General features: G+C 60.3%; 22 protein-coding genes and 1 pseudogene. 17 read left to right on the top strand and 6 right to left on the bottom strand.

The window, feature by feature from the left end:
* Positions 1 to 4: 4 nt before the first annotated feature.
* Positions 5 to 949, top strand: coding sequence for a polysaccharide biosynthesis UDP-hexose transferase UppJ (gene uppJ / locus RS75_RS19690; protein WP_045023579.1), 945 nt, complete (start codon positions 5 to 7; stop codon positions 947 to 949).
* 23 nt (positions 950 to 972) lie between these two features.
* On the opposite strand, the gene RS75_RS19685 is transcribed toward uppJ, so the two are convergent.
* Both RS75_RS19685 and uppL read right to left on the bottom strand, forming a co-directional pair.
* Positions 973 to 1,221, bottom strand: coding sequence for a hypothetical protein (locus tag RS75_RS19685; RefSeq protein ID WP_045023578.1), 249 nt, complete (start codon positions 1,219 to 1,221; stop codon positions 973 to 975).
* 255 nt (positions 1,222 to 1,476) lie between these two features.
* A complete protein-coding gene (gene uppL / locus RS75_RS19680) occupies positions 1,477 to 2,292 on the bottom strand; it encodes a polysaccharide biosynthesis UDP-hexose transferase UppL (RefSeq protein WP_045023653.1) in 816 nt (271 codons plus the stop codon).
* Between the two features lie 240 nt (positions 2,293 to 2,532).
* On the opposite strand from uppL, the gene RS75_RS26795 reads away from it, so the two are divergent.
* Complete coding sequence (locus RS75_RS26795; RefSeq protein WP_045023576.1) at positions 2,533 to 2,742, top strand: hypothetical protein; 210 nt, start codon at positions 2,533 to 2,535, stop codon at positions 2,740 to 2,742.
* 20 nt (positions 2,743 to 2,762) lie between these two features.
* Here RS75_RS26795 and uppM read toward each other — a convergent pair whose 3' ends face one another.
* Positions 2,763 to 4,397, bottom strand: coding sequence for a polysaccharide biosynthesis protein UppM (uppM, locus tag RS75_RS19670; protein ID WP_045023574.1), 1,635 nt, complete (start codon positions 4,395 to 4,397; stop codon positions 2,763 to 2,765).
* 258 nt (positions 4,398 to 4,655) lie between these two features.
* Here uppM and uppO point away from each other — a divergent pair, with 258 nt between their 5' ends.
* The 5 genes from uppO (at position 4,656) to RS75_RS19645 (ending at position 7,624) form a co-directional block, all read left to right on the top strand.
* Entirely contained in the window at positions 4,656 to 6,071 is a 1,416-nt protein-coding gene (gene uppO, locus RS75_RS19665; RefSeq protein ID WP_045023651.1) for a polysaccharide biosynthesis phosphomannomutase UppO, read from the top strand.
* A 36-nt stretch (positions 6,072 to 6,107) separates the two neighbouring features.
* The gene (locus RS75_RS19660) at positions 6,108 to 6,404 is read left to right on the top strand and encodes a nucleotidyltransferase family protein (protein WP_045023572.1); all 297 of its coding nucleotides are present in this window, start codon (positions 6,108 to 6,110) and stop codon (positions 6,402 to 6,404) included.
* On the top strand, positions 6,404 to 6,757 hold the full coding sequence (locus RS75_RS19655) for a HepT-like ribonuclease domain-containing protein (protein WP_045023568.1): 354 nt from the start codon (positions 6,404 to 6,406) through the stop codon (positions 6,755 to 6,757). Before RS75_RS19660 ends, RS75_RS19655 begins: the two co-directional genes overlap by 1 nt.
* Before the next feature lie 103 nt (positions 6,758 to 6,860).
* A complete protein-coding gene (locus RS75_RS19650) occupies positions 6,861 to 7,262 on the top strand; it encodes a group II truncated hemoglobin (protein ID WP_045023566.1) in 402 nt (133 codons plus the stop codon).
* On the top strand, positions 7,259 to 7,624 hold the full coding sequence (locus RS75_RS19645; protein ID WP_045023564.1) for a DUF423 domain-containing protein: 366 nt from the start codon (positions 7,259 to 7,261) through the stop codon (positions 7,622 to 7,624). Before RS75_RS19650 ends, RS75_RS19645 begins: the two co-directional genes overlap by 4 nt.
* A 127-nt stretch (positions 7,625 to 7,751) precedes the next feature.
* Here RS75_RS19645 and RS75_RS19640 read toward each other — a convergent pair whose 3' ends face one another.
* From RS75_RS19640 to rutR, 3 genes are all read right to left on the bottom strand, one after another.
* On the bottom strand, positions 7,752 to 8,039 hold the full coding sequence (locus tag RS75_RS19640) for a hypothetical protein (RefSeq protein WP_045023562.1): 288 nt from the start codon (positions 8,037 to 8,039) through the stop codon (positions 7,752 to 7,754).
* A complete protein-coding gene (locus RS75_RS19635) occupies positions 8,020 to 8,445 on the bottom strand; it encodes a DUF2325 domain-containing protein (RefSeq protein WP_045023560.1) in 426 nt (141 codons plus the stop codon). Before RS75_RS19635 ends, RS75_RS19640 begins: the two co-directional genes overlap by 20 nt.
* Positions 8,446 to 8,622: 177 nt before the next feature.
* Positions 8,623 to 9,264, bottom strand: coding sequence for an HTH-type transcriptional regulator RutR (gene rutR, locus RS75_RS19630; protein WP_045023559.1), 642 nt, complete (start codon positions 9,262 to 9,264; stop codon positions 8,623 to 8,625).
* A gap of 261 nt (positions 9,265 to 9,525) precedes the next feature.
* Here rutR and RS75_RS19625 point away from each other — a divergent pair, with 261 nt between their 5' ends.
* The 10 genes and pseudogenes from RS75_RS19625 to RS75_RS19580 all read left to right on the top strand — a co-directional run bounded on the left by RS75_RS19625 (position 9,526) and on the right by RS75_RS19580 (position 21,948).
* The gene (locus RS75_RS19625) at positions 9,526 to 10,773 is read left to right on the top strand and encodes a Zn-dependent hydrolase (protein WP_045023557.1); all 1,248 of its coding nucleotides are present in this window, start codon (positions 9,526 to 9,528) and stop codon (positions 10,771 to 10,773) included.
* Positions 10,707 to 11,228, top strand: a pseudogene (locus RS75_RS27455) (endonuclease domain-containing protein); the annotation flags it as partial. The gene RS75_RS19625 and the pseudogene RS75_RS27455, both read left to right, overlap by 67 nt.
* Before the next feature lie 153 nt (positions 11,229 to 11,381).
* Positions 11,382 to 12,839 (top strand): dihydropyrimidinase, encoded by a 1,458-nt coding sequence (hydA, locus tag RS75_RS19615; protein ID WP_045023553.1) that lies wholly within the window; start codon positions 11,382 to 11,384, stop codon positions 12,837 to 12,839.
* On the top strand, positions 12,836 to 13,279 hold the full coding sequence (locus RS75_RS19610; protein WP_045023551.1) for an NUDIX hydrolase: 444 nt from the start codon (positions 12,836 to 12,838) through the stop codon (positions 13,277 to 13,279). Before hydA ends, RS75_RS19610 begins: the two co-directional genes overlap by 4 nt.
* Complete coding sequence (locus RS75_RS19605) at positions 13,276 to 14,070, top strand: ABC transporter ATP-binding protein (RefSeq protein WP_045023549.1); 795 nt, start codon at positions 13,276 to 13,278, stop codon at positions 14,068 to 14,070. Before RS75_RS19610 ends, RS75_RS19605 begins: the two co-directional genes overlap by 4 nt.
* A gap of 222 nt (positions 14,071 to 14,292) precedes the next feature.
* The gene (locus RS75_RS19600) at positions 14,293 to 15,177 is read left to right on the top strand and encodes an ABC transporter permease (RefSeq protein WP_045023547.1); all 885 of its coding nucleotides are present in this window, start codon (positions 14,293 to 14,295) and stop codon (positions 15,175 to 15,177) included.
* Positions 15,174 to 16,046: an ABC transporter permease gene (locus RS75_RS19595; RefSeq protein WP_045023545.1), complete on the top strand. Its 873-nt coding sequence runs from the start codon at positions 15,174 to 15,176 to the stop codon at positions 16,044 to 16,046. The genes RS75_RS19600 and RS75_RS19595 overlap by 4 nt, the downstream gene beginning before the upstream one ends.
* Before the next feature lie 21 nt (positions 16,047 to 16,067).
* Positions 16,068 to 17,060: an ABC transporter substrate-binding protein gene (locus RS75_RS19590; protein ID WP_045023543.1), complete on the top strand. Its 993-nt coding sequence runs from the start codon at positions 16,068 to 16,070 to the stop codon at positions 17,058 to 17,060.
* A gap of 360 nt (positions 17,061 to 17,420) precedes the next feature.
* The gene (locus RS75_RS19585; protein ID WP_045023541.1) at positions 17,421 to 18,614 is read left to right on the top strand and encodes an efflux RND transporter periplasmic adaptor subunit; all 1,194 of its coding nucleotides are present in this window, start codon (positions 17,421 to 17,423) and stop codon (positions 18,612 to 18,614) included.
* Between the two features lie 13 nt (positions 18,615 to 18,627).
* Positions 18,628 to 21,948, top strand: a complete 3,321-nt coding sequence (locus tag RS75_RS19580; protein ID WP_045023539.1) for an efflux RND transporter permease subunit — start codon at positions 18,628 to 18,630, stop codon at positions 21,946 to 21,948.
* Positions 21,949 to 22,150 lie beyond the last annotated feature (202 nt).

The raw sequence follows: 22,150 nt of genomic DNA, 5'->3' as shown, positions 1-22,150 counted from the left end.
TTCCATGTCCGAGATCATGCCGGAAGCGGTGGTCTGCATTCCGAGTTTCCGCAGGCCGGAAGGCCTGCAAAAGACGCTGGTGTCGCTGGCGGCCCAGAAGGTCGATTTTCCCTTCGCCATCGTCGTGGTTGATAATGACGGTGCAGGCCAGGCGGGCCTTGCCGTCGCGCGCGCGTTTTTTGCACGAAGCGGAATGACGGGCCAGGCGCTGGTGGAGCCGACACAGGGTAATTGTTACGCCATCAATACGGCGTTTCGCACCGCGCGGCAGAGCTACCCGTCCGCCGAGTGGTTCCTGATGATCGATGACGACGAAGCGGCCTCGCCCGTCTGGTTGGCTGAAATGGTCTCAGCCGCCAGGTCCTTCGGCGTCGATATCGTCGGCGGGCCGGTCAATCGCGAATTCGATGCGCCGGCGCCGAAGGCGGTTCTGGAGCATCCGCTATTCGGCTCCATCGAGGCGCCCACCGGCCCGGTCGATCAAATCCACGGTTCGGGTAACTGCCTGATCTCAAAGCGGGTTTTCGAAACGCTGGCGAAACCGGAATTCGACGTGCGCTTCAATTTCCTCGGCGGCGGCGATATGGATTTCTTCACCCGCTGCCGCAAGGCGGGTTTCAAATTCGCCTGGAACGCCAAGGCCCTCATCATCGAATATGTGCCGGAAAACCGCATGGCGCCGCGCTGGATCATGGAGCGGTCGCTCAGAACCGGCATCATCAATTACAGCATCGACCGCGCCCGCCGACCGGGCCTGAAAGGCGGGCTTCTGCTTGCCGCCAAAAACGCCGTCAGCCTGTGCCTGTCGCTGGTCCGCGCCGTTTCCGCTTTTCTGAAAACCGGGGCGTTATTGCCCGCCACCCATCCGCCGCTGATGTCCATCGGCCGCGTCATGGCAAGCCTTGGCATCACGCTCTCGCCCTACAAGGCGCCAGTGAAAAAGGTCTAACAGGATCGTTCCGTCCACATATCTCAGTTCAGGGTTTTCCCCCGGCCCAGAGAAATTGTATTCACATGCCGTTTCCGGGAAGCGAACGACGAAAAAACAGCCGCGAGAATGAGAAGCGGCACGAGAACCGGCCAGAAGAAACAAAGGATGATACCGGTCACCCGGTAAAAGTCCCATTCCTTGTCGCGGCGGGCGCCCTCAATATAGGTCATGGCAAGAGAAGTAACGGTGCCAATCCCATATACGAAAAGAGAAATGGACGTAATCACCATCGCTGTCCTCAATATATTTCTGATTCGAATAAATTTATAATATCTGGCCAGTGTACCGCCGTTGTTCGCAGTTGCAACGAATTTCGGCAGCAGACGCATTCGTTCAATACGTTAAGGCGATCTCATAGGGTGGCGGTGAGGTGCAGACGGCGATCCGATGATTGTGATGCGCCAAAATATCTTGCCTGCACAGTTCCGGCCCTGAACGGATACAACCGGCAATCCCGCGAAATCCAACGGCAGATGCGCGCCGGTTCAGACCTTGCCGGCCTTGAGCCGGTAGTAGTGTTTCAGCAGCGAATATATGGCGATAGGATTGGTCAGCAGATAGCGCTTCCCGAGGCGTTTCGGCTCAAGCATGGCCCTGTAGAGCCATTCCAGCCCCATATCCTGCATCCATTGCGGCGCCCTGCTGTTCTTGCCGGCGAGAAAATCGAACAGGCCGCCGCAGGTCTTGATCACTGCGACGCCGGAAAGCCGGTCCAGATTGCGCGAGACGAAACGTTGCTCCAGCGGTATGCCGAAACCGACCCAGAGAATATCGGTCTGCGATGCGACGATATCGGCGAGAATCGCCTCCTCTTCGCCCTCTTTGAAATAGCCGTTGCGCCGGCCCGCAAAAACCAGACGCGGATAGAGCTTCTGCATTTCCTCGACGGCGGCGCGGTTCACCTCTTCGGAGCCGCCGAGAAAATAGAACCTTGTGCCTGTCTCTTCCGCCCGCTGGGCCACCGCGTGAACGAGATCCGTCGTCGCAACGCGTTCCCTGAGCCCTCTCAGACAGAATTGGCGGGAAAAGATCACCAGCGACATGCCGTCGGCATGAATCTGGTCGGCCTGCCGCAGCAGCGCTTCGAATTCCTTGTCCTGATGGCAGAACGCGATGACCTGGCCGTTCGCCGATGTCGAATAGAAGGGCCTTGCGTCAGCCACGCGCGCGCTTTGGGCACGCAGAATGAAATCCTGCGCCGTCTCTTCAATGGTCGCATCGGCGATGGGTAAAGCCGCAAGCGGAACAATCGGCCAGAACTCGCCTGGCCTTTCCGCATCCGGGACATCTCTCCCTGTCATATTCTGTCCGGTGTCCAAGATAGGCATCGTTTCATCGTTATATTCACGCATATGCTTAAGGTGTAAGGCTTCAAACACTACGAAGAACTATCATTAATATTTTTATAAATCCGCCGCCTCAATCAGGCAAATCCACGTCTGAAGGTTGAGTGACCACCCTCTCCTCGCCTCCACCCTATTCCGGTTTTACGGCCGATGAGTTAAGGGACGGCGAAACCACACCACGGAAAGGGTCCGGCCATGGAAACCATATCGATCGACAACCGCGGCGATTTCGGCCTTTGGGCGATAGAGCGGTCAAAGGAAATCGTCGCCAACGAGGCGTCCGATCTTGCAGTCTCGGTGCGAAACGGCGACGAGGCCGGCATACGCGATGCGGGCAATGCGCTGGGCGCCGCCATCGCCGCCGCCCTGCTCGAGGTTTATGACGGCCTTATGTCCGAGGAATAGCTGCGGCACGCTCACCGTCTTCAGGCTTGGCGTGCTGCTGTTTCCGGGTGATCGTCCCGGCGCAGATAACCCAGAAGCCCGAGTGCGACGGCAATGCCGAGACCGAGGAAGAGACCGCCCGCACCGCCGGCGATCAGGAAGGTCAGCTTGCCCGGCGGCCAGCTTCTGGAATTCGGCGCAACCGGCTGCGAAATCACCCGCACATTGGTGGAATCGATTGCCTGCTGCTCGGCGATCTGGCGCGAGCGGTTGAGATAGGTCTCGTAGATCGCGGCGGCGGAGCGGGCGTCGCGATCCAGATCGCGCAGCCGCACCTGCGCCTCATTGTCGGTGAACACGTTGGCGCGTTCGGCGACCGCCTTCAGCCGCAGCGCGTCGAGCGAGGAGCGGGCCTCGGCGACATTGGTTCTCGCCGCCTGCAAAATCCGCTGCGCCTCTTCGGCTATGCCGCGTTCCAGCATGTCGCGTTCCGCTCCCGCCGTCGCCAGACGCGGATGTCGGGCGCCATAGGTCAGCGTCATCGCCCCGATCTGCTGCTGCAAGGTGCTGTATTGCGCGCGGATGGTGTTCATGGTCTGGCTGTCGAAGATTGCGTCGCTCTGGGTGCGGTTCTGGGCGATAGCGGCCTGCATCTGTTTCAGGCGCGACTCTTCCTGAATGACGCGCTGCTGCGCGGCAAGAACCTGCGCATTCAGTTCGCCGGACGCCAGATTGCTGACCAGCTGGCCATTATTTTCCTGCAAGCCGTTTTCGCGGCGGAAATCGGCCACGCGCTTTTCGGCCACCGTCACGTTCCCACGCATTTCCTCCAGCCGCGTCTTGAGATCGTCAACGATGCGCTGGCTGCTGTCGGAGGTCGTCTGGAACAGCTCGCTTTCGAACGCCTTCACCATGGCCCTGGAGACCGTCACGGATTTTTCCGCATCGTTGGTCCACACCGAAAGCGTCACCACGAAGGAACGCGGATCGCGTTCCGCTGCAACCCGTTCCCCGAGCGAGCGAAGCGCGCCGACCTTGTTGTCGCCGTCTTCCGGCTTCGGTGAAAAAATCGCCTTCAGCCGGGCAAGAGGCGGCGGAGTTATGAATTCCGGGTCCTGATCGAGCTTCAGCTCGTCCACCACCCGCGCCAGCACGTTGCGCGAGGTGATGGTGCGCAGCTTGCTCTCCACCTCGAGGATCTGGGTGTCGCGCTGCTGGTTGGGTGAAAACACCCCGTCATTGACGACATTGAGATTGGAGGGATTAACGACGATATCCGAATAGGCCGTGTAGCGCGGCGGCGTCATATAGGCGTAGGAGAGGGCCGCCGCGACGCAGAGAATGATCGCAAGCACGATCCAGACGATACCGTCGCGCAGCCAGACGAGCACGTCGTCCACGCCGATCCTGTCGATATGTTTCAGACCCGGCAAAGCAGCCGCAAGACCGCCGCTCGCGCTCGGCAAGGCCGCCTTTGCGGGTTTTTCAGCCGGAGCGGGTTCGGCAACGACGGCCGCCGGCTTCGGCTCAAGATGCTCTTTCAGCACCGTGCGCTCGAAAACCTCATCCTCATCCACCAGATCGTCCAGCAGGGAACCGTGGGGTCTGGCGGCGGGCGCCGCTTTTTCATCCAGCGGACGTGCCTGCTTATGTCCCGCCTTTTGAAGCCTGTACATCAGCCAATCCAACTCGAACGAACCACAAAAAAGGCCGGCAACAGATGGTCTTCACCGTCGCCAAGGCCGCTATTAACGGGCAAGTTTAGATATAACGGGTGAATTTTAAGTTACCCGCCTCATCCCCGTCATCATCGCCTATTCCCGACCGCCATGAAAGGGACGATTGACTTGAATGGATCGATACGGTTCTTTCAGACGTTATATTTTTGTATTATCCATTTGAACCTCAAAGATTTTATCGAAACGGAGTTTGGCATGAGCCTGAAATTTGGAACGAGCGGCCTTCGCGGCCTCTCTGTCGATCTGAAAGGAAAAGCCTCCGCCGTCTACGCTACGGCATTTGCAAGGCATCTTCTCACATCGGGTCAGGCAAAGGCGGGAGACCCCATTCTCGTGGCCCGCGATTTCCGCGATTCGAGCCCGGATGTTTCCGCAACCTGTATCGCCGCGCTGAAAAAGGCGGGTCTTGCGCCGCTCGATTGCGGCACGGTGCCGACACCGGCACTTGCGCTCTATGGGCTTTCCCTGAAAGCCGGAGCGCTGATGATCACCGGCTCGCATATTCCGGCCGACCGCAACGGCATCAAATTTTACCGCCCCGACGGCGAAATCGACAAGCAGGACGAGACGGCGATTGCAGCCCTTGCCGCCAAAATCGAGGCGGAAGGCTTGAATGACGAGGCGGCGACGGCGGACGATCATTCCGCAATCGCAGCCGAACTCTTTTACGAACGCAACATCGCGCTTTTGCCCGAAAAGGCGCTGTCGGGCCTGAAGATCGGCGTCTACCAGCACAGCACGGTTGCGCGCGATCTCTTCGTCAACGTCCTTGCCCACTACGGCGCGGATGTCGTGCCGCTCGGCCGCTCCGAAACCTTCATTCCGGTCGATACCGAAGCGGTCTCGCCGGAAACGCTGGAGCTTCTCAAGGCATGGGCGCCAGAGCATGGCCTCGACGCCATCGTTTCCGCCGATGGCGACGGCGACCGGCCCCTGCTTGCCGATGAAAACGGCGTACCGCTGCGCGGCGACCTGATCGGGCTTATCACGGCCAATTTTCTCGATGCCGGTGTGGTCGTCACCCCCGTCACCTCCAATTCCGGCATTGAAGCGAGTGGTTCGTTCGAGGTCATCCGCACCAGGGTCGGCTCGCCTTTCGTGATCGCCGGCATGGCGCAGGCGCTCGCCGAAGGAAAGAACGGCGTCATGGGGTTCGAGGCCAATGGCGGCCTGCTGACGGCCTCCGCCTTCACCCTCAACGGCAAGCCGCTTTCGCCGCTGCCGACGCGCGACAGCTTCCTGCCTATTCTCGCCGTGCTGCTCCTGTCCGCCGAACAGAAAAAACCGCTGTCGCAAATCGCCGCCGCCTACAAGCTGCCAGTCGCCGCCGCCGATCGCCTCGAGAATTTCGCGCAGGAAAAGAGTGCGGCCCTCATGGCGCATCTGCGCGCTTCAAGGGACAACCTCGAAACCTTCCTTGCGCCAGTCGGCAAGGTCAGGGCGCTGAGCGACATTGACGGCCTGCGCGTATCGCTCACCGACGGCAGCACCATCCATTTCCGCCCTTCCGGCAATGCCCCGGAAATGCGCTGCTACGTCGAGGCCGCCAATCAGGACGAGGCCGAAACGCTTCTGAGCAAGGGTCTCGATCTCATCCGCAATTTTGGATGAGTGGATGGCGCATACGGGATGATATAAGCTGAACGCATGAAGAGAGCGGACGCAATCAGGAAACTCAAACGACATTCCCATGCGGTGAAACGCATGGGTGCGACTTCGCTTTACCTTTTTGGATCAACCGCCCGAGATGAAGCCTTGGTCTCAAGCGATCTGGACGTCTTCATCGACTACGATCCGGGCAGCCGTTTCTCGTTGCTCGATCTGATCGGCATCAAGCAGCTTCTGGAAGAAGAGTTGGCGGTGGAGGTGGACGTCACGACGCGCAACAGCCTTCACCCAATGCTTCGAACTGACATCGAGCAATCCGCAGTGCGAATATTCTGATGATCAAGCGCAAGGTCGGACCGGTGCTGGGCGAAATTCTGGAGGCGATTGACGGCATCGAGACCCACACTGCCGGCCTGTCGCTTGCTGATTTCCAGCAAAATTGGCTCCTCAAACTTGCAGTGCAGCGCGCTTTGGAAATCGTTTCCGAGGCATCGCGTCACATACCCGAAGAATTGCTGAGCCTTGCGCCGGATGTACCATGGAAACAGATTCGCGGTATCGGCAATATTCTGCGTCATGAATATCACAAAATCGCGGACGACGTGGTTTGGGCGGTTGTTACCGAACATGTAGCACCACTAAAAATCGCCGTTGAGACTATCCAACGGTCCGTCGGAAACGAGACCTGAAGACTTTTCCAGCACGGTGTCGCAAATGTCGCATCCCGCCTTTACCTGTTGCTCTTGGCGCTTTGGAAAGCGATAAGGGCCACAGGGTTCAAGGAGGCGGGATGTGAGCGGCGAGACCATTACCCTTTATGAAGCGATCGGCGGCGATGTGACTGTGCGGGCCCTGACCCGGCGCTTCTACGAATTGATGGACACCCTGCCCGAGGCGGCGCATTGCCGCGCCGTCCATCCCGCCGATCTTTCCGGCAGCGAGAGCAAATTCTACGATTATCTGACGGGATATCTCGGTGGACCACCGGTCTATGTCGAGAAACACGGCCACCCGATGTTGCGCAGGCGTCATTTCGCGGCCCCGATCGGCCCTGCCGAGCGGGATGAATGGCTGCTCTGCTTCCGCCGCGCGATGGACGAAACCATCGAAAATCCGAAGCTGCGGGACATCATCTGGACGCCGGTGGAGCGGCTGGCCTTTCACATGCAGAACCAGGAAGCGGATAATTCATGACCCACGAAAGATTGCGCGCCTTCATTCTCCTGTTGGGCGGCCTTTTGGGTGCTTCCGGCGTCATGCTCGCCGCCGCCGCCACCCATACCGGCGAAACCTATATGTTGGGCAATGCCTCAGCCATGGCGCTTGCGCACGCGCCGGTGCTGGTGGCACTCCATATCGGTGCGGATCGCATCAGAACCGCCATTCCGGCGGGTCTGATCCTCGGCCTCGGCACGGCGATTTTCGTCGGCGACCTCGTCGTCAGGCATTTTTCCGGCCACAGCCTGTTTCCCTTCGCCGCACCCGCAGGCGGCCTCGGCATGATTGCCGGATGGCTGGTGCTCTGCGCCGGTGCGTTTTTGAAGCCGAAGGGCTGATTGTGTTTTAGAGCATCTGCGTTGTGACGCATATTGCGCGCGGAGCTTTCCTCACACTCGGCGTCATCCTCACCCTCGAGTGGATCCTCGGGTCAAGCCCGAGGACGACGGAGGAGAGGGGTCGACCCTAACGCCGCGTCCAGCGAAACGTCAGAATGTTGCGGCCCTTCTCAGCCGCATCGCCAATCTCGAAGGACGGCGTTTCGCCGGGCTGGCGGGTGCGCAGATGGGGAAAGGTCACGACATTGCCGCCATGTGCAGCGGCGCGGTTGCGCCGCTCGCGTTCGCCGACGATTTCATACATTTCCGTCAAGGCCGGATCGGCGGCCTGTTCGGCCATCTTGTGCAGTTCCACGCGGCAGGCCTCAGCCGTAGCAGGTGCTGCATCGTAGACATTATTGCGCTCGTCGCTCATCGTTCGAGGTCCGTTCATTCATCGTCTGCAGCGCCCGCTCCAGACTGGATTTGCTGCCATTGCGCAGCGGAATGAACGTCTTGCCGAATTTCTTGCAACCGGACTTCACCCGCAGACACGCATCGTGGCTGATACAGTCGATCGGGCAAAAAACGCAGTCGACGGAGGGAAGAACGGTATCGATGCGTGAGACCGCCTCACGCAAGCCACCGTCGTGGTGGATAAGCTCGGCACCGAAATTGGTCGCTATCTGGCGAAGATGCGCAACCTGACAGTCACGGCCGCCGACATAAAGAAAGCTTTTCGGCCCGGAAAGCGGCTGTTTGGCTACGTCCTTTGCAGCTGGCGCCGCCACTTTGCCATGCTTGCCGCTGCGTTCGGCCTTCTTCTTTTCCTTGCGTGCCATTCCCTCACCTGTCGGTTGTCTTTTTCAATGCCCGACATTCGGGGCCTCTAAGCGGCCCTGTCGATCAGGATGACGGCACCATAGTAAAGATGAGTTTTAGAGTAAAGTATAAAGATGATAATTTTCCTCATGTTTTGACATAAAGAATCGATCACATAGTCGCGAGAACCGTATCCTTCAGCCGCTTATGCGCAATCCGCCCATGAAAAGCTGCTCCAGATGCCGGGCCGCATCCTCGAAACGGCCCTCGCCGCCATTCTTGTCGCCCAGCACCGCCCGCACCTGCACGTCGAAATCCGCATAATGCTGCGTGGTCGACCAGATCGAGAAAATCAGGTGATAGGGGTCGCATTTGGCGATCCGTCCGGCCTTGACCCAGGCGCGGATCACCTCCGCCTTTTCATCCACCAGTTGCTTCAGCGGCCCCTTCAGCTCATCCTCGATATGCGGTGCGCCCTGCAGGATTTCATTGGCGAACAGGCGGCTCTCGCGCGGAAAATCACGCGACATTTCCAGCTTGCGGCGAATATAGGAGCGGATCTCGCTCTCGGGGTTACCATTCGCATCGAAAGCCCGCAGCGGATCGAGCCAGGTATCCAGCACCCGCTCGATCAACGCGCGATGCATCGCTTCCTTGGTGCGGAAATAATAAAGCACATTCGGTTTCGACATGCCGGCCGCCTCGGCAATCTGGTCGATGGTGGAGCCGCGAAAGCCGTTAACGGAAAATACATTGAGCGCGGCCTCGAGAATCGCTTCCTGCTTTTCTTCCTGAATACGGGTCCGCTTCTGTGTTTTCGCTGCTCGCGGTGTGGCCATCTGCGCTCTCTGTTTCTTTTCGATGCAATTGCCGTTACAGTATGCTTAAAAAATAATCTGCGCGTACAGTTTAGGCAAAATTAGTGCGATTCGTCACGAATATCCCTTGCTGACGTCACCACGAATTTGCAATGTTTACCAGCCGGTCAATTTATCCCCCATCGCCATAACAAGGCAATGGCTGTTATCTTAACCGGCAAAAACGGGAACGGCACAAGCTTTGCTTCGATAAAAAACAAAACAGGGTGAGGACGACACTTCATGGCGGCGGGTAAAAACTTGACGGTCAATGGCGACCGTCTCTGGGATAGTCTGATGGACATGGCGAAGATCGGCCCCGGCATTGCCGGCGGCAATAATCGCCGCACATTGACGGATGAGGATGCCGAAGGCCGCAACCTGTTCAAGACATGGTGCGAGGCCGCAGGCCTGACGCTCGGCGTCGACCGGATGGGCACGATGTTCGCCACCCGCCCCGGTGAGGACCCGGACGCGCTGCCGGTCTATATCGGCAGCCACCTCGACACCCAGCCGACCGGTGGCAAATTCGACGGCGTGCTTGGCGTTCTCGCCGGGCTGGAAGTGGTGCGCAGCCTGAACGACCTCAACATCAGAACCAAACACCCGATCACCGTCACCAACTGGTCCAATGAGGAAGGCGCACGCTTTGCCCCGGCCATGCTGGCCTCAGGCGTCTTCGCCGGCATCCACGATCTCGATTCCGCCTATAGCCGCACCGACACCGACGGCAAGACCTATGGCGACGAACTGAAACGCATCGGCTGGCTGGGCGAGGAAGAGGTCGGCGCGCGAAAAATGCACGCCTATTTCGAATATCACATCGAACAGGGGCCGATTCTGGAGGCGGAAGGCAAGCAGATCGGCGTCGTTACCCATGGCCAGGGCCTGTGGTGGCTGGAAGTGACGCTGACCGGCAAGGAAGCGCATACCGGCTCGACGCCGATGGCCATGCGCGTCAATGCCGGCCTCGCTAGCGCCCGCATCCTCGAAAAGGTGCAGGAAGTGGCGATGGCCCACCAGCCGGGCGCAGTCGCCGGCGTCGGCCAGATGATCTTCACGCCCAATTCCCGCAACGTGCTGCCCGGCAAAGTGGTTTTCACCATCGACCTCAGAACCCCCTCGCAGGCGAAACTCGACAGCATGCGCGCGATTTTCGAACGCGAAGTGCCTGTTATCGCCGAAGAACTCGGTGTGGGTTGCACCATCGAAGCCATCGGCCACTTCGATCCCGTCACCTTCGATCCGGTTCTGGTCGGCCGCGTGCGCGCGGCGGCCGAAAAGCTCGGCTACAGCCACATGGACATCATCTCCGGCGCGGGCCACGATGCCTGCTGGACGGCAAAAGTCGCCCCCTCCACCATGATCTTCTGCCCCTGCGTGGACGGGCTGTCGCATAACGAGGCTGAGGACATCTCCCAGGAATGGGCCGCCGCCGGCTGCGACGTGCTGCTGCATGCGGTGCTGGAGACTGCGGAGATCGTGGAGTGATCGTACCCATGATGCTAGGCCCCCTCATCCGGCCCTTCGGGCCACCTTCTCCCCGGCGGGGAGAAGAAACACGCGGCAATGTTTTCGCCTCTCTCAACCACGTCGTAAAAATCTGCGACGTTGCGGCCCATTTCTTCTCCCCGCCGGGGAGAAGGTGGCCCGCAGGGCCGGATGAGGGGGCAAGGCTTATGGCCGATCACATCGGTAAAAAGACATCGAAACGCCACCCCGGCAAAACCACGCAAGCCCGAAAACTCCGCCACGACGAAACCGATGCGGAATACCGCCTCTGGTACGAACTGAAAAACCGAGGCCTCAACGGCTTTAAATTCAGCCGGCAAGTTCCACTTGGTCCATACATAGCGGATTTCGTCTGCCGCAAAAAAATGCTGATCGTCGAACTGGATGGATCGCAGCACGCCTCTTCCGCACACGATCGGCGACGGACGCTCTGGCTAAACACACAGGGCTATGCGGTTTTGCGGTTCTGGAATCATGAGATTTTCGAAGAACTCTCCTACCATCTTGGCCGTCCTAAACGCCGAAACTTTCCTGCCCGATCACCCCGACCGCTATTCGCCTGCCCTTGCCACCGGGAACACACAACAATGACCGCCACCATCATCAAGAACGGCACCATCGTCACCGCCGACCTGACCTACCGGGCCGACGTGAAAATCGAAGGTGGCAGGATCACCGGGATCGGACCCGATCTGACCGGCGGCACCGTACTCGATGCGACCGGATGTTACGTCATGCCGGGTGGCATCGATCCGCATGTACATCTGGAAATGCCTTTCATGGGCACCTATTCCGCCGATGATTTCGAGAGCGGTACGCGGGCGGCGCTTGCCGGCGGCACGACCATGGTGGTGGATTTCTGCCTGCCCGAACCCGGCCAGCCGCTTCTCGATGCCCTGCAAAGATGGGACAACAAGGCGACGCGCGCCAATTGCGATTATTCCTTCCACATGGCCGTTACCTGGTGGGGCGAGCAGGTCTTCAACGAGATGAAGACGGTGGTTGAGGAGAAAGGCATCAACTCCTTCAAGCACTTCATGGCCTATAAGGGCGCGCTGATGGTGAACGACGACGAGATGTTCGCCTCCTTCTCGCGTTGCGCCGAACTTGGCGCCATTCCCTTCGTGCATGCGGAAAACGGCGATATCGTCGCGCAGATGCAGGAAAAACTGATGGCCGAAGCCAATGTCGGCCCGGAGGCACATGCCTATTCCCGGCCTCCTGCCGTAGAGGGCGAGGCGACCAACCGCGCCATCATCATCGCCGATATGGCAGGCGCACCGCTTTATGTCGTCCACACCTCCTGTGAGCAGGCGCACGAGGCGATCCGCCGCGCGCGTCAGAACGGCATGCGCGTGTATGGCGAGCCGCTGATCCAACATCTGATCCTAGACGAAAGCGAATATGCCAATGCGGACTGGGATCATGCCGCCCGCCGGGTCATGTCGCCGCCCTTCCGCAGCCGCCAGCATCAGGACAGCCTGTGGGCGGGTCTCGCCTCCGGCTCGCTGCAATGCGTGGCGACCGACCATTGCGCCTTCACCACCGAGCAGAAACGTTTCGGCCTCGGCGATTTCCGCAGGATACCGAACGGCACCGGCGGGCTGGAAGATCGCATGCCGCTGCTCTGGACCCATGGCGTGGCAACGGGTCGCCTGACGATGAACGAATTCGTCGCCGTCACCTCCACCAACATCGCCAAGATCCTGAACATCTACCCGAAAAAAGGCGCGATCCTCGTCGGCAGCGATGCCGATATCGTCGTCTGGGATCCGGCGCGGGAAAAGACCATCAGCGCGGCCAACCAGCAATCTGCCATCGATTACAACGTGTTCGAAGGGCAGAAGGTCAAGGGTCTGCCGCGCTTCACCCTGTCGCGCGGCGTTGTCAGCATCGAGGAAAACACCATCAAAACCCAGGAAGGCCACGGCCGGTTCGTCGCCCGTGATCCCTATCCCGCCGTCAGCAAAGCGCTCTCCACATGGAAGGAACTCGTCGCGCCGCGCAAGGTGGAGCGCAGCGGCATTCCGGCATCGGGTGTATGACCGTGAGCACCGGGCAGAAACGTGAAATCGTCATTGCCGCGGCCGTTCTCTTGAATGCGCGGCGGCAAATGCTTGTCGTGCGCAAGCGCGGCACCACGCAATTCATGCAGCCGGGCGGCAAGATCGATCCGGGCGAAACGCCTGAACAGGCGCTGCACCGGGAGCTTGCCGAGGAAATCGGCCTGACGCTTCCCGAAAATGCCGCGCGATATGAGGGCGTCTTTCGTGAAGAAGCCGCCAATGAGACGGGCGCGGAAGTCGTCGCCCATGCCTTCGTCGCCCATCTGAATACCGACGTCGCCCCGCAGGCGGAAATAGAGGAGGTGCGCTGGCTCGATCTGGATGCGGCCTCAAATCTGCCGATCGCCAAACTCACGGAAACCCGTATGCTGCCGCTGGCACGCGCAGCCCTGACGGAAAGTGGAAACAAGCCACGATGAACCAAACCTCGTCCTATTCCGTTGTTTCCGCCAAAAATCTCGGCCTCACCTTCGAGACCGGCGATGGCCCGGTGCACGCGCTCTCCAATGTCGATCTGGAGGTCGGCAAGGGCGATTTCGTTTCCTTCATCGGTCCTTCCGGCTGCGGCAAGACGACCTTCCTCCGGGTCATCGCCGATCTCGAAAAGCACACATCCGGAGACATCACCGTCAACGGCACGACACCGGAAAACGCCCGCAAGGACCGCTCCTACGGTTACGTCTTTCAGGCCGCCGCCCTTTATCCCTGGCGGACCATTGAAAAGAACATCGCGCTGCCGCTTGAAATCATGGGCTATACGAAGGCCGAACAGCGCGAGCGCATCGAACGCACCCTCGATCTCGTCAATCTCAGCGGTTTCAGCAAGAAATATCCCTGGCAGCTTTCCGGCGGCATGCAGCAGCGCGCCTCCATCGCCCGCGCACTCGCCTTCGATGCCGACCTGCTGCTGATGGACGAACCCTTCGGCGCGCTGGACGAGATCGTCCGCGACCATCTGAACGAGCAGCTGCTTAAACTGTGGGATACGACCGGCAAGACCATCTGCTTCGTCACCCATTCCATCCCGGAAGCGGTCTATCTCTCGACAAAAATCGTCGTGATGTCGCCACGGCCCGGCCGGGTGACGGATGTGATCGAATCCACGCTGCCGAGGGAACGGCCGCTTGAAATCCGCGAAACGCCGGAGTTTCTGGCGATTGCGCATCGTGTGCGTGAGGGGTTGAAGGCGGGGCATAGCTATGAGGGGTGAGGTCAGCGCCAGCATTACCCCCCTCTGCCCTGCCGGGCATCTCCCCCACAAGGGGGGAGATCGGCAAGACGCGCTAACATCGCTTCAATCTCACACTTCGATATGGGCGAAACCTCACCTCAGATCGATCTCCCCCCTTGTGGGGGAGATGTCCGGCAGGACAGAGGGGGGTAAGCCGCACCCACGGAGTGAGGGTAACCCCCACCCACCGAGGGCGCCGCGATGACCCTCATCCGCCACCGCATCCACCGCATCCTCCCCATCCTCACCGTCCTCCTCGCCATTCTCGTCATCTGGCACCTCGCCGTCGTCTATCTCAACATGCCCTTCGCCCGCGATCAGGCAAACCGTGCCGGGCAAACGCCGAGCTTCTCAGAACTCCTGCCGCAAACCTTCGCGCAGGAGCGCCCGGTTCTCCCCGCCCCGCACCAGATTGCCGCCGAACTGTGGGACACCACTGTCAACAAGGCGATCACCTCCAAGCGCAGCCTCGTTTATCACGCCGGCGTCACGCTCTCGGCCACGCTGCTCGGTTTCGCCATCGGCGCGGTGCTCGGCATCCTGCTTGCCATGGCCATCGTGCATAACCGCGCCATGGACCGCTCCGTCATGCCGTGGATCATCGCCAGCCAGACCATCCCGATCCTCGCCGTCGCGCCGATGATCATCGTCGTCCTGAACTCCATCGGCATTTCCGGGCTATTGCCCAAGGCGCTGATCTCCACCTATCTCTCCTTCTTCCCGATCGTCGTCGGCATGGTGAAGGGCCTCAGAAGCCCCGAAACCATCCAGCTGGACCTGATGCACACCTATAATGCTTCACCTGGCCAGATCTTCTGGAAGCTGCGCTGGCCCTCGGCCCTGCCCTATCTCTTCACCTCGCTGAAGATCGCCATCGCGATTGCGCTGGTCGGCGCAATCGTCGGCGAATTGCCGACAGGGGCGGTTGCCGGTCTTGGCGCTCGCCTGCTCTCCGGCTCCTATTACGGCCAGACGGTGCAGATATGGGCGGCGCTGTTCATGGCGGCTGGTGTGGCGGCCATTCTGGTGTCGATCATCGGCATCGCCCACGCGGCCGTCCTCAAAAGAATGGGAGCCCGGCCATGACCCACCCCGTCTGGTTTATCGGTGCAATCCTGTTCTGGCTTGCCGCCTGGGCCTTCAACGAATGGCTGGTGCGCCGCTCCTTCGCCTCTGCTCCAGCAAAACGCCTGAGCCGCATCGCAGTCCCCATCCTCTTCGGACTTGCCATTATCGCGCTATGGGAAGGCGTGGTGCGCGGCTTCTCCGTCCCGCCCATTCTGCTGCCTGCCCCGAGCGCCATTCTTGCGCGTCTTCTCACGTCGCTGCCGATCCTGTGGGCGGATTTCCGCCAGACATTCATCAAGGCGGTGCTGACGGGTTATGTGCTCGGCTGCGGCCTCGGTTTCGTTGTCGCCATCCTCATCGACCGTTCGCCCTTCCTCCAGCGCGGGCTTCTGCCCATCGGCAATTTCGTCTCCGCTTTGCCTGTCGTCGGCATCGCGCCGATTATGGTCATGTGGTTCGGCTTCGACTGGCAGTCGAAAGTGGCCGTCGTCGTCATCATGACGTTTTTCCCGATGCTGGTGAACACGGTGCAGGGGCTTGCCGCTTCCAGCCACATGGAGCGCGACCTGATGCAAACCTATGCCGCCGGCTGGGGGCAGACATTGCTGAAACTGCGCCTTCCGGCCGCCTGGCCCTTCATCTTCAACGCGCTGAAGATCAATTCCACACTGGCGCTGATCGGCGCCATCGTCGCGGAATTCTTCGGCACGCCCATTGTCGGCATGGGTTTCCGCATCTCGGCGGAAATGGGCCGCAGCAATGTCGATATGGTCTGGGCCGAAATCGCTGTAGCGGCGCTCGCAGGCTCGGGCTTTTATGGTCTGGTGGCGCTCATCGAGCGGGCCGTCACCTTCTGGCATCCGTCCGTCCGTGGGGGACGAACGTAAATAACGAAAAAGGGAACAGCGATGAAAATGAAACTTGCCTCCATGCTTCTTGCCGGCGCGTCACTTCTGACCGCATTTGGGGCTCAGGCCGCCGACAAGATTACCCTTCAGCTGAAATGGGTGACCCAGGCGCAATTCGCCGGTTATTACGTCGCCAAGGACAAGGGCTTTTATGAAGCCGAAGGCCTAGACGTCGACATCAAGCCCGGTGGGCCGGATATCGCGCCTGCGCAGGTTCTGGCCGGCGGCGGTGCGGATGTGATCGTCGACTGGCTGCCGTCGGCGCTCGCCACCCGCGAAAAGGGCGTTCCGCTCGTCAACATCGCCCAGCCGTTCAAATCCTCCGGCATGATGCTGACCTGCCTCAAGGAAACCGGCATCACCAAGCCTGAGGATTTCAAGGGCAAGACACTCGGCGTATGGTTCTTCGGCAATGAATATCCGTTCCTGTCGTGGATGGCGCACCTGAAAATCCCGACCACCGGCGGCGCGGATGGCGTCACGGTTCTCAAGCAGGGTTTCAACGTCGATCCGCTGCTGCAAAAGCAGGCCGCCTGCATTTCCACCATGACCTACAATGAATACGGACAGGTCCTCGATGCCGGCATCAAGCCGGAGGAACTCGTCACCTTCAAATACGAGGCGGAAGGCGTGGCGACGCTGGAAGACGGGCTTTACGTTCTGGAAGACAAGCTGAAGGACGCCAAATTCAAGGAAGACATGGTCAAATTCGTCCGCGCTTCCATGAAGGGCTGGAAATGGGCGGAAGAAAACCCTGACGATGCCGCCGGTATCGTTCTCGAAAACGACGCCTCGGGCGCCCAGACCGAAAAGCACCAGAAGCGCATGATGGGCGAGGTCGCCAAGCTGACGGCCGGTTCGAAAGGCGCGCTGGACAAGGCGGATTACGAGCGCACCGTCAAGACGCTGCTCGGCGGCGGTTCCGATCCTGTTATCACCAAGGAGCCGACAGGTGCCTACACCACCGAAATCACCGATGCGGCGCTGAAATAGAAATCAAGCTCCAACCATGGAACGCGCGGCGCTGCCCGCGCGTTCTTTTTTCATTGGTACCCCGTTTCATGAATTGCAATATCCTGACATATACAAAAATGTATATCAACCCTCGTGGCTATGCGGATTGATTTGTACGACAACAACAATTAGAGTCCCCGCCAACAAGACTGCCGAATTTGATCTTGTAAAAAAGCACTGGGCAAAGGTGCTTAAGATTCGCGTTGAGGGGCGTTTGAATCGGGAGGATCGAGAAGGAAGTATTGTGATCCCTTGTTTCACATTCGTTGCCGCATGACCTTCTAATATACGCCTACGGGCTGCAGGACATGCCAATGAATATTGCGCGAGCCAAGACACATGCAGCATAGATTTACGTTTAACCGCTTTGTTTTCCTTCTTCTTTCCGCAACGGCCCTGCCCTTTTCGGCTGCGGCCGAGGGAGAAGCACAGGCGCCGGTCAAACAGCAGAACCTGCCCTCCATCATCGTGGCGCACGCTACGAAACGGGACCTTGTCGACCGCATCATCGCCACGGGCACGATCCGGCCGGTGGACGAGATCTATGTCCAGCCGCTGGTCGACGGCCTGTCGATCGACAGGCTGAATGTCGATATCGGCGACAGGGTGGAGGCCAATGCGGTTCTGGCCGTGCTCTCTTCCGACAGTCTTCTCCTGGAAAAAAGCCAGCTTGAGGCCAACAGGGCCAAGGCCGAAGCCGCCGTCACCCAGACGAAGGCGCAGGTGCTGGAGGCGCAGGCCAATCTGGCCGACGCCCTTCGCCAGCGCGACCGCGCCGCCAAACTCGGCCAGAGCGGCTCCGGTTCGGTTTCCGAGACGGAAAAGACCGAAGCAGCCGCCCAGGTTGCGCAGGCCCGCCTCGACGCGGCCAAACAGACCGTTACCGCCGGTGAGGCCGACATCAAGGTCGTCGATGCACAGATCGAAGACATCGATCTGAAGCTGACGCGCACAGGGGTGAAAACCCCGGTCGCCGGCATCGTATCGGCCAAGAATGCCAAGGTGGGCGCCATTGCCAGCGGCGCCGGCAACCCGCTTTTCACCGTCATCAAGGACGGCGCGATCGAGCTGGTCGCCGATCTTTCCGAGACCGACATCATGAAGGTCAAGCCCGGCCAGAAAGCCTATTTGACGGTTGCGGGCGGAGCCAGAAAAATAGAGGGCACGGTGCGCCTCGTTTCGCCCACCGTCGATCCGTCGACGCGCCTCGGTTCCGTGCATGTGATCCTGCCCGGCGATGGCCCAGCGCGGTCCGGCATGTATGCCAGCGCGGAAATCATCGTCGAAGAGACGAATGCGCTTGCCCTGCCGCTTTCGGCCGTTACTGCCGGGCGTGAAGGCTCGACCACCCGCAGGGTGGAAGGCGACATCGTCAAGCAGGTGAAGATCGAGACCGGCATCGAAGACAGCGGTTTCATTGAGATCGTCAGCGGGCTTGCCGCTGGTGACAAGGTTGTCGAGAAAGCTGGAGCATTCGTGCGTGATGGTGACCGGATAAGACCGGTGGAAGCCCAGACGGCTGCGTCCAACTGACTGAGGGAATGAAATGAACTTCTCCGCATGGTCAATCCGTAACCCGATTGCGCCGCTGCTCGGCTTCGCGCTTTTGATGTTCCTCGGCATACAGGCCTTCAACGCCCTGCCGATCACCCGTTTTCCGAATATCGACGTTCCCGTCGTCGCCGTCACCGTGACCCAGAGCGGCGCTTCGCCCTCCGAGCTGGAAATGCAGGTGACGAAGGAAATCGAGGACGCCGTCGCCGCCATCAGTGGCGTCGACGAAATCCAGTCCTCCGTGGTTGACGGCCAGTCGACCACGACCGTGATCTTCCGCATCGAAAAGCCGACGGAAGAGGCGGTTCAGGACACCAAGGACGCGATCGACAAGATCCGCAGCGATCTGCCGGCCGATATCGAGGAGCCGATCGTCAGCAAGATCGACGTGGAAGGCCAGGCGATCCAGACCTTCGCCGTCTCCTCACCGAACATGACGCTGGAAGAACTGTCCTGGTTCGTGGATGACACCATCAAGCGCGCATTGCAGGGCAAGTCAGGCATCGGCAAGATCGACCGCTACGGCGGCGCGGACCGCGAGGTGCGCGTTTCGCTCAGCCCCCAGAAACTCGATGCCTACGGCATCACCGCCACCGAGGTGAACAGCCAGCTGCGCGGCACGAATATCGATCTCGGTTCCGGCCGCGGCCAGGTCGGCGGCAACGAGCAGACGATCCGCACGCTAGGCGACACCCGCGACGTCACCCAGCTTGCCAACACCACCATCGCGCTCTCCAACGGCCGCTTCGTGAAGCTTTCCGAACTCGGCACGGTCACGGACACCTATGAGGAGCAGAAGTCCTTCTCGCGGTTCAACGGCAACCCCGCCGTCACCTTCGCGGTGTTCCGCTCCAAGGGCGCAAGCGAGGTTTCGGTCGCCGAAACGGTGGCGGAAAGCCTCGATCAGGTCCGCAAGGACCATCCTGACGTATCGATTGAGATGGTCGATGACGCCGTCTATTTCACCTATGGCAACTACAAGGCGGCGCTCGATACGCTGATCGAAGGCGCGATCCTCGCCGTCATCGTGGTTCTGCTTTTCCTCAGGAACTGGCGCGCGACCCTGATTGCCGCCGTCGCCCTGCCGCTCTCCGCGATCCCGACCTTCTGGATCATGGACCTGATGGGCTTCTCGCTCAATCTCGTCAGCTTCCTGGCATTGACGCTCGCCACGGGTATTCTCGTGGACGACGCCATCGTGGAAATCGAGAACATCGCCCGCCACATCAAGATGGGCAAGACGCCGTATCGCGCCTCGCTGGAGGCCGCCGACGAAATCGGCCTCGCCGTCATCGCGACCAGCTTCACCATCATCGCCGTCTTCGTGCCTGTCTCGTTCATGCCCGGCATTCCCGGCCAGTACTTCATCCAGTTCGGCCTCACCGTCGCCTTCTCGGTGTTCTTCTCGCTGGCGGTGGCCCGCCTCATCACACCCCTGATGGCGGCCTATCTGATGCGCGCCGAAGACGCGATGGACGACCACGCCGACAATGACGGCTGGCTGATGAAAGCCTATACCCGCATGGTTTCCGCCACCACCCGCAAGTGGTGGGCGCGTTATCTGACGCTGGTCGGCGCCATCGGCTTCCTCGTCGCTTCCGTCATGCTTCTCGCCCAGGTGCCGGGCAGCTTCCTGCCGCCGGACGACGCCTCGCGCGTGACGCTTTCGGTGGAACTGCCGCCCAATGCGACGCTGGACGAAACCGACCGGACAACGACCGCGATCAACCAGGCGATCCGCGATATCAACGGTGTGGAAAGCGTCTTCATCCTCGGCGGCGCATCGCCGAAGGGCGATCTGGAGCTTCGCCGCGCAACGGTCAACGTCATTCTCGAGCATATCGACCATTCGCTGCTGAAGATGCTCATCAACAAGGGTCTCGGTTCTATTCCGCTCATCGGCGAATATCTTCCGAAGGTGGAGGAAAAGGGCCGTACACGTCCGCAATGGGATGTGGAGCGGGATATTTTCGCACAGGTTCGTGGCATTCCGGATGTGCGCATCATCAAGCTGAACGACCGTGCGGAACGCGAACTGAGCTTCAACTTCCTGTCGTCGAACGAAAAGGATCTGAACGACGCCGTCGGTGTGCTTGAAAGCCGCCTGCGCGCTTCGCCCATCCTCGCCAATGTCAGCTCGGAAGGCGCGCTTCCCCGTCCCGAACTGCAGATCCGCCCGCGCAAGGATGAAATCGCCCGCCTCGGCATCACGCCGCAGCAGATCTCGCAGACCGTGCGTGTCGCCACCATTGGCGATATCGACGCACAGCTGACGAAGATTTCGCTGGATGACCGGCAGATCCCGATCCGCGTGCAGGCATCCATCGATGCCCGACGCGACCTCGCCACCATCCGCGCGCTGAAGATCAAGACCGCCTCCGGCTCGCTGGTGCCGCTCTACAGCGTTGCCGATATCGACTATTCGGAAGGTCCAAGCTCGATCAAGCGCAACGACCGCAACCGCGTCGTCTCCATCGGCTCCGACGTGCCCTTCGGCACGGCGCTCGATACCTCGACGGCCGAGTTCAAGCGGATCGTTTCGGAAACCGATCTGCCGGCCAGCGTTCGCCTCGCCGAAAGCGGCGACGCCAAGGTGCAGGGCGAAATGCAGCAGGGCTTCGTCAACGCCATGCTGCTCGGCCTGTTGCTGGTGCTGGTGGTGCTCATCCTTCTGTTCAAGGATGTCATCCAGCCCTTCACCATCCTGTTCTCGCTGCCGCTCGCCATCGGCGGCGTGGCCGTGGCGCTCATCATCACGCAGAACGCGCTTTCCATGCCCGTTCTCATCGGCATCCTGATGCTGATGGGTATCGTGACGAAAAACGCCATCCTGCTGGTGGACTTCGCCATCGAGATGCGCCGGCACGGCATGGAACGGGTGCATGCCATGGTCGAGGCCGGCCGCAAGCGCGCCCGCCCGATCATCATGACCTCCATCGCCATGTCGGCGGGCATGTTGCCCTCCGCACTCGGCGTCGGCGAAGGCGGCTCCTTCCGCGCGCCGATGGCGATCGCAGTGATCGGCGGCATCATCGTCTCGACGGTGCTGTCCCTGATCGTGGTCCCGGCCTTCTTCCTGATCATGGACGACCTGTCGCGCCTGCTCGCTCACCTCTTCGGCCGCTTCGTCGGCAAGAAGGAAGAGGAGGAAGAGTCCCTCTCCAACGAGAAACTCTCCGACATCGCCCGCGAAAACAGCCTGGCGCTCTCCTCGCTGGAGGCGCGTGTCGCCAGCATGGAAAAGGGCTCCGGTGAAAAATCCGGAGACAAGGGCAGCAACATCCTGCGGCTACCGCCACTCGCGGCTGAGTAAAAGTTACAACGCCGGGTCCAGTGCCCGGCGTTTCTTTTTCTGACGAATTCGAAATGCGCAGCGTCGCCGCATATTTCTTCTCCCCGCCGGGGAAAAGATGGCCCGAAGGGTCAGAAGAGGGGGGCAACGCCAGTGATGAACCGAACCCTCGCCCCCTCATCCCGCTGCCGCGACCTTCTCCCCGGCGGGCAGAAGAATAAGC

Origin of the sequence: Rhizobium nepotum 39/7 (assembly GCF_000949865.1) — a bacterium.
Taxonomy (GTDB): domain Bacteria; phylum Pseudomonadota; class Alphaproteobacteria; order Rhizobiales; family Rhizobiaceae; genus Agrobacterium; species Agrobacterium nepotum.
The sequence above is the reverse complement of the archived record's forward strand: the minus strand, read 5'-3'. Positions and strand labels throughout refer to the sequence as shown.